Annotated in this window: 12 protein-coding genes; 6 read left to right on the plus strand and 6 right to left on the minus strand. The window is 56.1% G+C overall.

What is annotated here, in order from left to right:
* Position 1: 1 nt before the first annotated feature.
* Entirely contained in the window at positions 2–529 is a 528-nt protein-coding gene (rppH, locus tag KGP21_RS22525) for an RNA pyrophosphohydrolase (protein ID WP_021179868.1), read from the minus strand.
* A 696-nt stretch (positions 530–1,225) separates the two neighbouring features.
* On the opposite strand from rppH, the gene mutH reads away from it, so the two are divergent.
* The 3 genes from mutH (at position 1,226) to KGP21_RS22540 (ending at position 3,489) form a co-directional block, all read left to right on the plus strand.
* Positions 1,226–1,906, plus strand: coding sequence for a DNA mismatch repair endonuclease MutH (mutH, locus tag KGP21_RS22530; protein ID WP_021806136.1), 681 nt, complete (start codon positions 1,226–1,228; stop codon positions 1,904–1,906).
* A 126-nt stretch (positions 1,907–2,032) separates the two neighbouring features.
* The gene (locus KGP21_RS22535) at positions 2,033–2,251 is read left to right on the plus strand and encodes a YgdI/YgdR family lipoprotein (RefSeq protein ID WP_059201658.1); all 219 of its coding nucleotides are present in this window, start codon (positions 2,033–2,035) and stop codon (positions 2,249–2,251) included.
* A 197-nt stretch (positions 2,252–2,448) separates the two neighbouring features.
* A complete protein-coding gene (locus KGP21_RS22540; protein ID WP_021179864.1) occupies positions 2,449–3,489 on the plus strand; it encodes an NADP(H)-dependent aldo-keto reductase in 1,041 nt (346 codons plus the stop codon).
* Between the two features lie 44 nt (positions 3,490–3,533).
* On the opposite strand, the gene lplT is transcribed toward KGP21_RS22540, so the two are convergent.
* A complete protein-coding gene (lplT, locus tag KGP21_RS22545) occupies positions 3,534–4,724 on the minus strand; it encodes a lysophospholipid transporter LplT (RefSeq protein WP_161738716.1) in 1,191 nt (396 codons plus the stop codon).
* Complete coding sequence (gene aas, locus KGP21_RS22550) at positions 4,721–6,877, minus strand: bifunctional acyl-ACP--phospholipid O-acyltransferase/long-chain-fatty-acid--ACP ligase (protein WP_223500276.1); 2,157 nt, start codon at positions 6,875–6,877, stop codon at positions 4,721–4,723. Before aas ends, lplT begins: the two co-directional genes overlap by 4 nt.
* Positions 6,878–7,348: 471 nt before the next feature.
* Between aas and galR the strand changes: the two genes are divergently transcribed.
* A complete protein-coding gene (gene galR, locus KGP21_RS22555; protein WP_021179861.1) occupies positions 7,349–8,368 on the plus strand; it encodes an HTH-type transcriptional regulator GalR in 1,020 nt (339 codons plus the stop codon).
* Here galR and KGP21_RS22560 read toward each other — a convergent pair.
* A complete protein-coding gene (locus tag KGP21_RS22560; RefSeq protein ID WP_021806140.1) occupies positions 8,365–8,820 on the minus strand; it encodes a GNAT family N-acetyltransferase in 456 nt (151 codons plus the stop codon). The genes galR and KGP21_RS22560 overlap by 4 nt on opposite strands.
* Positions 8,821–9,002: 182 nt before the next feature.
* Between KGP21_RS22560 and KGP21_RS22565 the strand changes: the two genes are divergently transcribed.
* The gene (locus KGP21_RS22565; RefSeq protein ID WP_209522711.1) at positions 9,003–10,010 is read left to right on the plus strand and encodes a LacI family DNA-binding transcriptional regulator; all 1,008 of its coding nucleotides are present in this window, start codon (positions 9,003–9,005) and stop codon (positions 10,008–10,010) included.
* On the opposite strand, the gene lysA is transcribed toward KGP21_RS22565, so the two are convergent.
* A complete protein-coding gene (gene lysA / locus KGP21_RS22570) occupies positions 10,007–11,263 on the minus strand; it encodes a diaminopimelate decarboxylase (protein WP_021806142.1) in 1,257 nt (418 codons plus the stop codon). The genes KGP21_RS22565 and lysA overlap by 4 nt on opposite strands.
* Positions 11,264–11,385: 122 nt before the next feature.
* Between lysA and KGP21_RS22575 the strand changes: the two genes are divergently transcribed.
* On the plus strand, positions 11,386–12,309 hold the full coding sequence (locus tag KGP21_RS22575) for a LysR family transcriptional regulator (RefSeq protein WP_209522713.1): 924 nt from the start codon (positions 11,386–11,388) through the stop codon (positions 12,307–12,309).
* On the opposite strand, the gene KGP21_RS22580 is transcribed toward KGP21_RS22575, so the two are convergent.
* Positions 12,306–13,214, minus strand: coding sequence for a LysR family transcriptional regulator (locus KGP21_RS22580; RefSeq protein WP_021179856.1), 909 nt, complete (start codon positions 13,212–13,214; stop codon positions 12,306–12,308). The genes KGP21_RS22575 and KGP21_RS22580 overlap by 4 nt on opposite strands.
* Positions 13,215–13,237 lie beyond the last annotated feature (23 nt).

The raw sequence follows: 13,237 nt of genomic DNA on the forward strand, positions 1-13,237 counted from the left end.
CTTAACCTCTCTTTCGGCGATAAGCAGGAGGCTGCCGCTGCGCTGCCAGTTCCTGCATAGGCATGACGGTTGCGGCAAACTCTTTCATAACCCGGCGGTACACGTCGCGTTTAAACGACACCACCTGGCGCACCGGATACCAGAAGCTCACCCAGCGCCAGCCGTCAAACTCCGGCGTACTGCTGCGCTGCATGTTGATATCCGCGTCATTGCACATTAACTGCAGCAGAAACCATTTCTGCTTTTGGCCGATACAAACCGGCTTTGTGTCCCAACGCACCAAACGTTTTGGCAATTTATAGCGCAACCAGTTGCGGGTTGAGGCCAGGATACGCACATCCTTTTTACTCAGCCCCACTTCTTCGAACAGCTCACGGTACATCGCCTGCTCAGGCGTTTCGCCAGGGTTTATTCCCCCTTGGGGAAACTGCCAGGAGTGCTGACCGTAACGGCGGGCCCATAGGACCTGCCCCTGACGATTACAGATTACGATACCAACATTCGGGCGGTAGCCATCATCATCGATCACCGGACTACCTCGATAAGCATAAATTCGTATTGATAACCTGATTGTTTCACACAAGCCACAGGCGGTAAACCACTGCTTTGCAGCGCCGTCGCTCGGATAACATTGGGATAACTCACAGATAATGGCAAAGTTATAAACATGTAACGAGGTTGGAGGGCGGTTTTATTCACTTTTTCTGTGGATAGGTGTGTGAAGAACTCTAGGGATAAGCCGGGAAAACTCAATTGAACTTAAAATTCGCCATATTTTTAATTTTTTATTATTCCTTTAAATACAATGCAATAATGACTTAAACACAGTTATGAACAGGGTAAAAATGTGATCTATGCACGCTTTGGATCTTTCTCTGGCGAAAGATCCACCAATGCGGATTTTATCCACAGATTATTATACCCAGTGACCTATAAAACCGCCAAATTCGTAAAAAATGCCCCGCGTCAAGGCTGTAAATCAAACCAGTGATCGGCAAAAAGTTGGGTTATCCCAGAAATCTGTGGATAAATAGGTGTAAGATCCTGTTTATTGTCGGTGGCTACAGGTGCACAACCCCGCGATGAAATTTTTCTACCGCGATGGGGTAGCCAAAAAGTCATGCAAAATCATGCTACTATTGTTGTTTTCCCCAGCCTGCTTTTCCCTTTTAAGGCTGTGAGTAAATTCGGTACATTTTTTAACCATAATGCATAGGTCTGATTTATGGCGTGTTTATCCCCGCTGCCGCCAGAAAACGAGCAGCAATTATTAGCCCGTGCCCAGGCGCTGGCTGGCTTTAACCTTGGTGAACTGGCAGCTCGTGCGCAGGTCAGCATTCCCAAGGATCTCAAACGGGATAAAGGTTGGGTCGGCATGCTGCTGGAGCTCTATCTGGGTGCCATGGCGGGCAGCAAGCCTGAACAGGATTTCCCAGAGCTGGGCATTGAGTTGAAAACCATCCCGGTCGACGCCGCCGGTAACCCGCTGGAAACCACTTTCGTCTGCGTAGCCCCGCTGACAGGCAATAGCGGCGTCACTTGGGAAAGCAGCCACGTACGCCACAAACTGGCACGCGTGCTGTGGATCCCGGTGGAGGGTGAACGACAAATCCCATTGGCACAGCGCCGCGTAGGTTCCCCGCTGCTGTGGCAGCCCAATCAGGAAGAAACCGAGATGCTGCGCCGGGATTGGGAAGAGCTGATGGATCTTATCGTGCTCGGCCAGGTTGAGCGGATCACTGCCCGCCATGGCGAAGTGCTACAGCTGCGGCCAAAAGCGGCCAACAACAAGGCACTGACCGAAGCCACCGGCGAACAGGGCCAACCGATCCTCACCTTGCCGCGCGGCTTCTATCTGAAGAAAAACTTCACCCGGGCGCTGCTGGCCAGGCACTTTACGCTTTGATTAGCCCTGCGCATCCTGATTTCACCGTCATTTCTCCTTACACAGATGGGATACGTCCGAAAGCCATCTTTGGCAGAGTTTGCTACTCTATTAGGACAATTATTCTAGGTATATAAGGTGTTCGGCATGAAAAAGTGGGTAATGGCTATTTCCGCCCTGATGATGGTCGCCGGATTAGCAGGCTGTTCCAGCGACTATGTGATGGCCACCAAAGATGGCAATATGATCCTCACGCAGGGTAAGCCTAAAATCGATAAGGATACCGGCCTGATCAGCTATCAGGACGAGCAAGGCAAGCAGCGTCAGATTAACGGCGATCAGGTCTCGCAGGTTATCGAGCGTTAATCCCAGCCCCCGCATCTTCCTGACCCCTGACGGATTATCAATCAGGGGATTAGCCCTGCCCTCGGCTGTTATATTCCACTTTCACCATCTTCTTAGCTTGGTTATAGTCAAGTAAGGCGTGTTACGCCGTTGGATCTCTGGCTGCTGTTTTACCGGGCATCACGCCCGTAAGCGCTAACATTGAAGGAAGGCCGTTAATGCAATACCACCGTATTCCCCACAGTTCTTTAGAAGTGAGCGTGCTGGGACTGGGCACCATGACCTTTGGCGAACAAAACAGCGAAGCCGATGCCCACGCACAGCTGGATTATGCATTAGCCGCTGGCATCAACCTGATTGATACCGCAGAGATGTATCCAGTGCCACCGCGCCCGGAAACCCAGGGGCTGACAGAGCAATACATTGGCAGTTGGATCAAAGCGCGCGGCAACCGCGATAAAATCGTGCTGGCAAGCAAGGTCTCCGGGCCGATCCGGGGTAATGACGCTGGGATCCGCCCACAGCAGGCGTTAGATCGCAAAAATATCCGCGCTGCCCTGGATGCCAGCCTGAAACGGTTAAACACCGATTATCTGGATCTGTACCAGCTACACTGGCCGCAGCGCACCACCAACTGTTTCGGCAAGCTCAATTATCAGTACACCGATGAGAAGGCCACCATCCCGCTGTTGGAAACTCTGGAAGCGTTAACCGAGCAGGTCCGGGCCGGCAAAATTCGCTATATCGGCGTCTCTAACGAAACCCCTTGGGGCGTGATGCGCTACCTGCAACTGGCAGAAAAACACGAACTACCGCGTATCGTCTCGATCCAGAACCCCTACAGCCTGTTAAACCGCAGCTTTGAGATTGGTCTGGCGGAGATCAGCCAACATGAGGGTATCGAACTGTTAGCCTATTCCAGCCTGGCCTTCGGTACGCTGTCCGGCAAATACCTCAACGGTGCCAAACCGGCCGGGGCACGCAACACACTGTTCAGCCGCTTTACCCGCTACTCTTCAGCCCAGAGCCAGGCGGCGATCGCCGAATACGTGGCGCTGGCGAAAAAGCACGGTCTGGACCCTTCACAGATGGCATTGGCATTCGTGCGCCAGCAGCCGTTCGTTGCCAGCACCTTGCTGGGTGCCACCACGCTGGAGCAGTTGAAGATAAATATCGACAGTTTTGACGTGGTGTTGAACGAGGAAGTGTTGCAGGCTCTGGAAGAGATCCACAGCCGCTTCACCATTCCAGCACCATAAAGACTATAGGGGCACAGCATGCTGTGCCCCTATGTATCAAACCGTTAGGCTTTGGAGCGGAATTGAGATATCCACAGGACGGTGATGGCAAGGCCGAACACGACGCCAAAACCGATCCCGACGCCGATCACCGGCACACCTAATTTGACCACCAAAGAGTAGAGGCCAAGCATCAGCAGCATGGCGGTATTTTCACCCAGGTTCTGTACCGCAATAGCATTCCCCGCCCCAACGGAGCGTTTGCCCCGCTCTTGCAACAGCGCATTCAGCGGCACCACAAAGAAACCACCCAGCACACCAATCACCAGCAGCACGCCATAAGCATTCAGCATGCTGGTTTGCACGGCAAAGAAGGCTACGGCGATGCCGATCAGGATCCCGGCAGGCATACAACGCTTAACCGTTTCCAGCGTCACAAAGCGTGCTGCCGCCCCGGCCCCGACCACGATACCTATTGCCACCATCGCGTTGAGCATGGTTGGCGTGGCGTTATCGCTAATGCCCAGCGCCACCGGCACCCACAGCACCAGCAGGAAGCGCAGGGTAACCCCAGCGCCCCAGAACAGGCTGGTACCAATCAGTGAGAAACGGGTTTGCCCATCGCGCCACAGCACCACGCAAGCGTTGAAGAAAGTGCTCCCCATGACGCGTGGGTGCCAGGAGGCCACCTTATGGGCAACAGGCAAGCGCGGGATGTACAGGTTGGCAACGACCGCCGCGCCGTAAACCACGGCACACACCGCCAGTGCAGCTACAATATGCCAGTCTGCCAGCAGGCCACCGGCTACCGAGCCCACCAGGATGGCGGCAATGGTGGAAGCTTCCATCAGCCCATTGGCCTTCACCAGCTTATCGCCGCTGGTGATCTCACCCAGGATGCCGTACTTCGCCGGTGAATAAGCCGCCGCCCCGATGCCGACCAGGGTATAGCCCAGGAACGGGTTCAGCCCAAAGCAGATCACCAGCGCACCGGCCAGCTTCAAACCGTTAGCGACCATCATCACCCGGCCTTTGGAGAAGCTGTCGGCGATTTGGCCCACAAACGGAGCCAGGATGATATAGGTGGCCACGAAGGCCATTTGCAGTATCGGTTGGCTCCAATCGGGGTACATTTGCTGTTTGATCAGCGCCAGGGTAGCAAACAGCAATGCGTTATCGCCGAAGGCCGAGAGAAACTGGGCACAGATCACCGCGATCATCGAACGTGACAGCAGTGGGGAATCAGTTGCATTCATGATGCCTTCTCCGGCTGTTCAGCCATTTGGCGCAAAGTAACGAAATCCGGTTTGCCGCTGCCCAGTAACGGCAACGCCTTCACCAGGCGAATATCACGCGGCACCGCCAGCTCCGGGGTGCCCTGCTCACGAGCCACCCGCAGCAAGCTATCACGGGTAATGCTGGCGTCGTTGGTGAACAACACCAGCGCTTCGCCTTTGCTGCTGTCGCTTTTCACCGTGGCCGCATGCAGCCCTTCCGGCGACAGGCGCACGGCCAACTGTTCCACGCTCTCCAGCGAGATCATTTCCCCCGCCAGTTTGGCAAAGCGCTTCACGCGGCCACGAATGGTGCAATAGCCCTGTTCGTCGAAGCTGACAATATCACCGGTATCGTACCAGCCAGCTTGCAACACGCCGTTTTCGTCCTCGGCTGCCGGAGTTTCCAGTTCGCCTGGGCGTTCAACCCGCAGGTAGCCCTTCATGATGTTCGGGCCTTTCAATTGCAGACGGCCACCGTTATCGATCCCGGCCATCTTAATCAAACGTGCTTCCATCTGCGGCATAATGCGGCCTACGGTGCCAACTTTGGCCGCCAGAGGCACGTTGATCGACACTACCGGAGCACACTCAGTGACGCCGTAGCCTTCTAAAATGCGGATGCCGTATTTGTCCTGATAAATCTGTTTGGTGCTTTCGGCCAGCTTCTCGGCACCGGCCACCACATAGCGCAGGCGGGCAAAATCGTAAGGATGGGCGAAACGGGCGTAGTTGTTGAGGAAGGTCGCTGTCCCAAACAGCACGGTGCAGTTACGGTCATAGACCAATTCCGGCACCACGCGATAATGCAGTGGGCTTGGGTAGAGGAATACCCGGCTACCAGTCATCAACGGGGTGATCAACCCAACCGTCAGGCCGAAAGAGTGGAACAGCGGCAGCGAGGACATAAAGCGATCGCGCGGGGTGAAATCCGCAATGGTTCGGATCTGCTCCACGTTCGCCAACAGGCTGGCATGGGAATGCACCACGCCCTTCGGATGGCCTTCCGAGCCGGAGGTAAACAGGATCAGCGCCGCATCTTCTGGCTGCTGCGGCACCATGGCCTTTTGTGGCTGGAACAGGTGACGCAGGATCCACAGCTTATCGTCGCGGGTGACGGTATCTTTCAAATCTTCCAGATAAACCCAATTGGCTTCCGGCACCTGCTCTGGCAGGTGAGTCAACTTGCCCTTTTCCAGGAACTGGCGCGAGGTGACGATGGTTTTAATGGTGGCCGCGGTCATCGCGCTTTTCAGCCCGTTCACACCGGCGGTGTAATTGAGCATCGCCGGAATACGGCCCCGCAATGAAGCGCCAAAGATGGCGGCAGCGGTAATAGTGGCATTGGGCAACAGCAGGCCAACATGCTCTTTCGGCGCGGTAAAGCGCTCCAGGATGCGGCTGACGCCCAGCGATTTTTTAAGCAGCGTATGATAGCTGTCTTCCTTGAAACCTATGTCTTCGATGCAGGGCTTGAAGCGCCCATAACGATGCTGTGCGGCCAACAGCGCGCCGAACAGGGTTTGCGGTTTGAGGGTATCCATGCGCGCCTGCATCATGATCTGATGCAGCCTGTCACCGGCCAACTGCCGGCGTTGACTGGCTTTTGGCGCGTCTGGCATCGGTAAAGTGGTTGGTGGCAGAATGCTGATGGTGGTCTGTGGGAAGGCGCGGAGTTTATACACCCCGGCCATACGGCCAAACACGCTGAACTCCGGGCCATCGATACGTACCGGCACGATGGTGGCGCCAGATTTGGCGGCGATAAAGGCCGCCCCGTCGTAGACCTTCATCAATGAACCGGTCACCGTAATGCGCCCTTCCGGGAATACCACGATCGGCCTGCCCTGTTCAACCATGCGCACCAGATGCTTGATGGCCATCGGTTTGGTGGGATCCAGTGGCACAAAATCGATATAAGGCTTCAACCAGCGCATAAACCAACGTTCGGAAATGCTGGAGTAAACGGCAAACACCGGTTTGATCGGTAAGAACAACGCCAGCAGCGCGCCATCCATGAAAGAAACGTGATTCGGGGTGATCAGCAGTTTCTGCTGCTCAAAATGCTTGGCGTCGCCTTCGACACGAACACGAAACAACAGGCGAAACAGTGCACGTAACACGGTATATATCATCCCACTCTCCCTCGGGGTTGATGGCCTTAAAAATTGTCTGAGGAAGAATACTATACGGCAGGCAAAAAAAAACCTACGCATCCGCGTAGGTTGGTGCAATTGAAAATGGCTTCAACATACAGAGTATGCCGATTGCTCACCAATCAATACCTCTGGGACAGTCAATTTACCCCGCCACGCCAAACTCTCGCCAGCGGCCAATCGCAACAGTCCGACGCAAAGTGTAACCAGCGATGTAGTTTTTCCTTTGATAGACATTGTTTTGAAACTATTGAAAAACCTCAACCAACCCGGATCGTTGGGGCACCGCACGTTGCGCCCGTTAACCCTGGATCCGCTTGGGGTGAAAAGGTGAATTTAAAAGCCATAAATGCAACGCTCACCACAAGTTAGCGATACCAGCCCTTGCGGCGCGCGATTTTTTCCGCAAAACTGAGGAATGTAAGCGATTACCCAGGAAGTGTTGCAGATATGGCCACGATTAAGGATGTTGCCAGGCTGGCGGGTGTTTCCGTCGCCACGGTGTCCCGCGTAATAAATAACTCCCCAAAAGCCAGCGAAAGTTCACGAACCGCCGTGCTGGCCGCCATGGAAGGATTGCAGTATCACCCCAACGCCAATGCCCGTGCGCTGGCACAGCAATCCACCGAAACCCTGGGCCTGATTGTCTCTGACGTTTCCGATCCCTTCTTTGGTGCCATGGTAAAAGCCGTGGAGCAGGTGGCCTACGCCACGCATAATTTTCTGCTGATTGGTAACGGTTACCACAATGCCGAAAAAGAGCGCCAGGCCATTGAGCAACTGGTGCGCCATCGCTGTGCGGCCTTGGTGGTGCATGCCAAGAAGCTGACCGACGATGAGCTGACCGTCTGGATGCGCCAAATCCCAGGCATGGTGCTGATCAACCGAACGCTGCCTGGGTTTGAGCCCCGCTGCGTAGCGCTAGACGATCGTTACGGTGCCTGGCTGGCTACCCGCCATCTGATCCAGCAGGGCCACCAGCGGATCGCCTTCATCTGCTCCAACCATCAGATTTCAGATGCTGCCGATCGATTGCAGGGCTACCTGGATGCATTGGAAGAACACGGTATTGCGGTGGATGAGAAGCTGGTTGCCTACGGCAAGCCGGATGAGATTGGCGGCGAGCAGGCCATGACCGAGTTGCTGGGCCGTGGTAAGCAATTTACCGCCATCACCTGCTATAACGATCCGATGGCCGCCGGGGCGCTTTCGGTGCTCAGTGATAACAGCGTGGACGTTCCTGGCCAGATTTCGCTGATTGGTTTTGACGACGTGCTGATTTCCCGCTATCTGCGCCCACGCCTGACCACTATCCGCTACCCGGTGGTGGCGATGGCAACGCAAGCAGCAGAGCTGGCATTAGCGTTGGCCAACAACCAGCCGCTACCGGAGATCACCAATATGTTCAGCCCGACGCTGGTCCGCCGCCATTCGGTCGCCAGCATCAATAACGCTTTCGATCAGAGCTAATCTAGCCGGCGGTGGTAGAGGCGCACGGGGCGATCCGGGTACTCCAGCGCCTCGCCGATGTGCTGCCAGCCATGGCGTTCGTAATAACCGCTAAATTCGGCATACAGATACAGCTCCTTGAACCCGGCTTGGCGGCTGTACTCCTGCACATATTGCTGGAGCTGCAACCCCAGCCCGCTGCCGCGCTGGCTCTCTTCAACGTAAAGCGCGGCCAGCCACGGCGTTAAATCCTGGCGGCTGATCAAATCACAGCGCCACAGCCCCACGGTGCCCACCGGCTGGTCATCCAACAGGGCGATAAAGGTGATCGGCAAACCTTCATGCCGCAGGCTGCTGGCCACCACACTGGCAAAGAATTCCCGGCTGTTTTCGCTGCCAAACGCCTGCCACTGCCAGTCGATAACCTGTTGCTGATGCTGCGGATAGTCCGCCAGATGCACAATACGAAACACGCTAATCCCCTCGGAAAAATGCCTTAAACGCCTGCACCGTCAGTGTACGCCAATCAATGCATGGGTGCCCCAACAACATAGGTTGCTGAATTTGTAGGGGTCGAACATGTTCGAGCCGATCTCACCCTATGCTAGACTCAGCACTATTTACCGCAGCGGACGTTGAAAGAGGGTAGCCATTGATGATCACCATGTTGGATGTTTCCATGCGCGCGGGGGTGTCCAAAGCCACGGTTTCCCGCGTTTTAAATGGCACCGGCCAGGTGAAGAAAAGCACGCGTGATGCGGTGTTCAAGGCAATGGATGAATTGGGCTACCGGCCGAACTTTCTCGCCCAATCGCTGGCCAATAAAAGCTCCAACAGTATTGGGCTGGTAGTGTCCAATTTTGACGGCCCCTACTTTGGCCGTTTGCTGCGCCAGGCTGCCAAACTGGTCGAGGCCAGCGGCAAGCACCTGATCGTCACCGACGGCCACGACACGCCAGAAGATGAATTGCAGGCGGTACGGCTGCTGGCGGATCGCCGCTGCGACGCGATTATCCTTTACACCCGCTTTATGAGCGAAAGCGCCCTGATGGAGCTGCTGGAAGACCTGCCGGTTCCGGTGATGATCATTAACCGCGATCTGCCGAAGGCCCGTGAGCGCTGCGTGTTCTTCGAACAGCAACAGGCCGCCTTCAACGTGGTGGATTACCTGATCCGTCAAGGGCACCGTGAGATCGCCTGCATCACCGGGCCTATTGATACCCCCACCGCCCAATCCCGCTTGGCGGGTTATCGTCAGGCGTTGGAACGCCACCAGGTTGCGTTCAATGATGCCTTGATCACCAACGGTGATAGCAGCGTACCCGGCGGATACCTCAGTTGTAAGGCACTGCTGGCTAGCGGCAACTCCTTCAGCGCGCTGTTTGCCAGCAACGATGATATGGCCATCGGTGCGATGAAGGCCCTGCACCAGGCTGGCAAACGCCTGCCTGAGGACGTTTCGCTGTTTGGTTTCGACGATGAACCAAGCGCCGCCTATCTGCAACCGGCGTTGTCCACCGTCTACCTGCCGATCGATGCGATGATCGAAGCGGCGATCGCCCAAGCCCTGCGTCTGATCAACGGCGAAGCGCTACAACCGCTAACGCCGTTTGTCGGTGAGTTAAAACTGCGTGAGTCCGTGGTACCTGGCCCCTACGCTTAAATTAACTCCAGCCCGATCAATTCTTCAATCGTCTGACGGCGACGGATCAGCCGAGGCTCACCGTTTTCAAACAGTACTTCCGGCAGCAGCGGACGACTGTTGTAGTTGGAGGACATCGACGAGCCATAGGCCCCGGTGTCATGGAACACCAGATAATCCCCGACCCGCACCTGCGGCAACGGACGGGTTTCAATACCGCCACCCGCCTGCTGGGTAAACACATCACCTGACTCACACAGCGGCCCGGCAATCACGGTGTCTTGCAGCGGTTGATGATCAGTATTGCGGCCGTCGGCAGGCAGTAGGGAGATATGGTGATAGCTGCCATACATCGCCGGACGCATCAGATCGTTGAACCCAGCGTCTACCAAGACAAAGTGGCGGCTGCCCATCTGTTTTACCGAACGCACTTCGGCCACCAGCACGCCCGCTTCCGCCATCAGGAAACGCCCCGGCTCGATTTCCAACTTCACCGGATGGCCCAGATGTGCGGCAACTCGCTCACGTGCACGGTTCCACAGGCCGTAATAGTGTTCGGTATTAATCGCCTCTTCCCCTTGCTGATAAGGGATAGAAAGGCCGCCACCGGCGGAAATCGCCGTAATGTCCTGCCCCAGGGCAATCACCTGCTGCACCATGGCATCACACACGCGCTCCAGGTGCTGGTAATCCACCCCGGAACCGATGTGCATATGCAGCCCGATCAGTTTCAGTCCGTATTGCTGCACCTTGGCGACCGCCTGCGGCAGATCGGCATACCAGATACCGTGCTTGCTGTTTTCACCGCCGGTATTGGTTTTCTGGCTATGGCCGTGGCCAAAACCAGGATTGATACGTAGCCACACCGGATGCCCGGCAGACACCTGACCAAGCTGTTCCAGCATATCGATAGAACCAGCGTTGACCGGGATTTTCAATTCGCTGACGCGCGCCAGCGTGGCGTGATCCAGCACATCTGCGGTAAATACGATATCCTCGCCACCCGGCTCAAAACCGGCTTTTAACGCGCGCTCGATTTCCCCCAGCGACACCGAATCCACCTTGACGCCCTGCTCGCGCATCAGGCGCAGAATATGAATATTCGAGCAGGCTTTCTGGGCAAAACGGATCACGTCAAAGTGCTGCAACTGGCTGATACGCTGGCTGATGATATCTGCATCATAGGCCCAGACCGGGCAACCAAAGCGTGGGGGCAGCGCCAGCAGATTGGCGGCGTTCAGGGCGGTAGAGGTGTCGTTCAAGGCGCGTGGCATGGTTCGGTTCCCATAATCAAATTTTCCACCATCATGCCGCAGCAGCCTCTGTGTGAAAAATATCTATTTCGCCATAGTCTATTCATTTATGATATGGCTTTCCCTCTCCGTGGAGTTTCGCCATGTACGCCATTACCCTACGCCAGATTGAAATTTTTCACGCGGTGATGACCACCGGAAATCTGACCGAGGCGGCGGCGCTGCTGCAAACTTCACAACCGACCGTCAGCCGCGAACTGGCCCGCTTCGAGAAGCTGATCCAGCTGCAACTGTTTGACCGCGTACGTGGCCGTCTTTACCCCACAGTGCAAGGTTTGCGGCTGTTTGAAGAAGTGCAGCGTTCTTATTACGGCCTGGATCGCATCAAGAATGCAGCGGCAGGTATCCGGCAATTCCAGCAGGCGCAGCTTTCCATTGCCTGTCTGCCGGTGTTTTCCCAATCGCTGCTGCCTGCCGTGTGCAAACCTTTTGTCGATCGTTACCCGGAAGTGAGCTTCAGTGTGATCCCACAGGAGTCACCATTGCTGGAAGAATGGCTTTCGGCACAGCGCCACGATCTGGGCCTGACGGAGAATACCCTGACGCCCGCTGGCACCGAGCGCATGACGCTGCTGACGATGAATGAAGTGTGTGTGCTGCCTGCCGGGCACCCAATGCTTGCGAAAAGCACGCTGACGCCGCAGGACTTCAACGCAGAAAACTTTATCAGTCTGTCGAGCACCGACAGCTATCGGCAACTGCTGGATGCATTGTTCCATGAGCAAGGCATCGAGCGCCGGATGGTGATGGAGACCCACAGCGCCGCCTCGGTCTGTGCGATGGTCAAGGCCGGAGTCGGCATCTCGATCGTCAACCCACTGACCGCGTTGGATTACGCCAATAATGGCGTTCATGTGCGGCCCTTCAGCGTCGAGGTGCCATTTACCGTGAGCCTGATCCGCCCGCTGCACCGCCCCTCTTCCGCGCTGGTCACGGCCTTTGTGCAGCACTTGCAGCAGCAGGCGCAACAGTTGCCCGCCCGCCTGGCTTCCGTGATCCAACGCTAACGCAGCGTGGCACGCCAGCCAGGATCGGTGGCAAACCATTCCACCAGGAAGTCCAGCATGGTGCGCAACGTGGCGGGCATTTGGCGGCGCGAAGTGTAAATGCCGTAGATCCCCATCGTTTGTGACAGATACCCCGGTAACAGTTCCACCAACTCCCCCTTTGCCAACAGTGGCGCAGCGGAATAGTAAGGCTGCATGGAAATCCCCGCTCCTTGCAGCGTTCCTGCCAACAGCACCACCGACTCGTTGGCGCTGAGGTTACCGCTGACTGCCACCGCCGACTTCACACCCTGCTCATCAAAGTGCCACAGGCTTTTACCAAAGTAGGAGTAGGTCAGGCAGTTGTGCAGAGCTAAATCTTGCGGGTGACGCGGGGTGCCATGAGCGGCCAGATAGGCTGGAGACGCGCAGATCACCGAAGCGCAGTTGGAAAGCGGCCGAGCAATCAGATTAGGATCCAACTCATTGGTGATGCGTAGCGCCAGATCGATCCGTTCTTCCACCAGATTGACCGCCCGGTTATCCATTTGCAGGTCCACAGCAACCTGAGGATGACGTTTCAGGTACTGCGCCACCGCCCCCACCAGCGCCGTTTGGCCGAGCGATTGCGAGCAACTGATGCGTAACAGGCCGCGTAAATCATCACTCTGCTCATTTTCGACCAGATCGATATCTTTCGCTACCGCCAGCATTTGGCGGCAACGTTCCAAGGTGCGCTCCCCGGCATCGGTCAGGCTGAGCCTACGCGTAGTACGGTGCAACAGCCGTGCGCCAGCCCATTGTTCCATCTGCGCCAGATAGCGCGTCACCATAGCCCGCGACATCGCCAGGGTATCCGCAGCCGCAATCATGCTGCCGCGTTCGACGATAGTGACAAAAACCTCTGCAGCGGTAATGCGATCCATGATTCGCTCGATTTACGCAATTA

The sequence above is a fragment of the Serratia sp. JSRIV004 genome (genome assembly GCF_019968705.1).
Lineage (GTDB): Bacteria > Pseudomonadota > Gammaproteobacteria > Enterobacterales > Enterobacteriaceae > Chania > Chania fonticola_B.

Excerpts from the sequence above, each read along its gene's own strand:
- KGP21_RS22565 (WP_209522711.1), top strand. The coding sequence starts at position 9,003 with ATGATCACCATGTTGGATGTTTCCATGCGCGCGGGGGTGTCCAAAGCC.
- aas (WP_223500276.1), bottom strand. The coding sequence starts at position 6,877 with ATGATATATACCGTGTTACGTGCACTGTTTCGCCTGTTGTTTCGTGTT.
- KGP21_RS22540 (WP_021179864.1), top strand. The coding sequence starts at position 2,449 with ATGCAATACCACCGTATTCCCCACAGTTCTTTAGAAGTGAGCGTGCTG.
- lplT (WP_161738716.1), bottom strand. The coding sequence starts at position 4,724 with ATGAATGCAACTGATTCCCCACTGCTGTCACGTTCGATGATCGCGGTG.
- KGP21_RS22535 (WP_059201658.1), top strand. The coding sequence starts at position 2,033 with ATGAAAAAGTGGGTAATGGCTATTTCCGCCCTGATGATGGTCGCCGGA.
- mutH (WP_021806136.1), top strand. The coding sequence starts at position 1,226 with ATGGCGTGTTTATCCCCGCTGCCGCCAGAAAACGAGCAGCAATTATTA.
- KGP21_RS22575 (WP_209522713.1), top strand. The coding sequence starts at position 11,386 with ATGTACGCCATTACCCTACGCCAGATTGAAATTTTTCACGCGGTGATG.
- galR (WP_021179861.1), top strand. The coding sequence starts at position 7,349 with ATGGCCACGATTAAGGATGTTGCCAGGCTGGCGGGTGTTTCCGTCGCC.
- lysA (WP_021806142.1), bottom strand. The coding sequence starts at position 11,263 with ATGCCACGCGCCTTGAACGACACCTCTACCGCCCTGAACGCCGCCAAT.
- KGP21_RS22580 (WP_021179856.1), bottom strand. The coding sequence starts at position 13,214 with ATGGATCGCATTACCGCTGCAGAGGTTTTTGTCACTATCGTCGAACGC.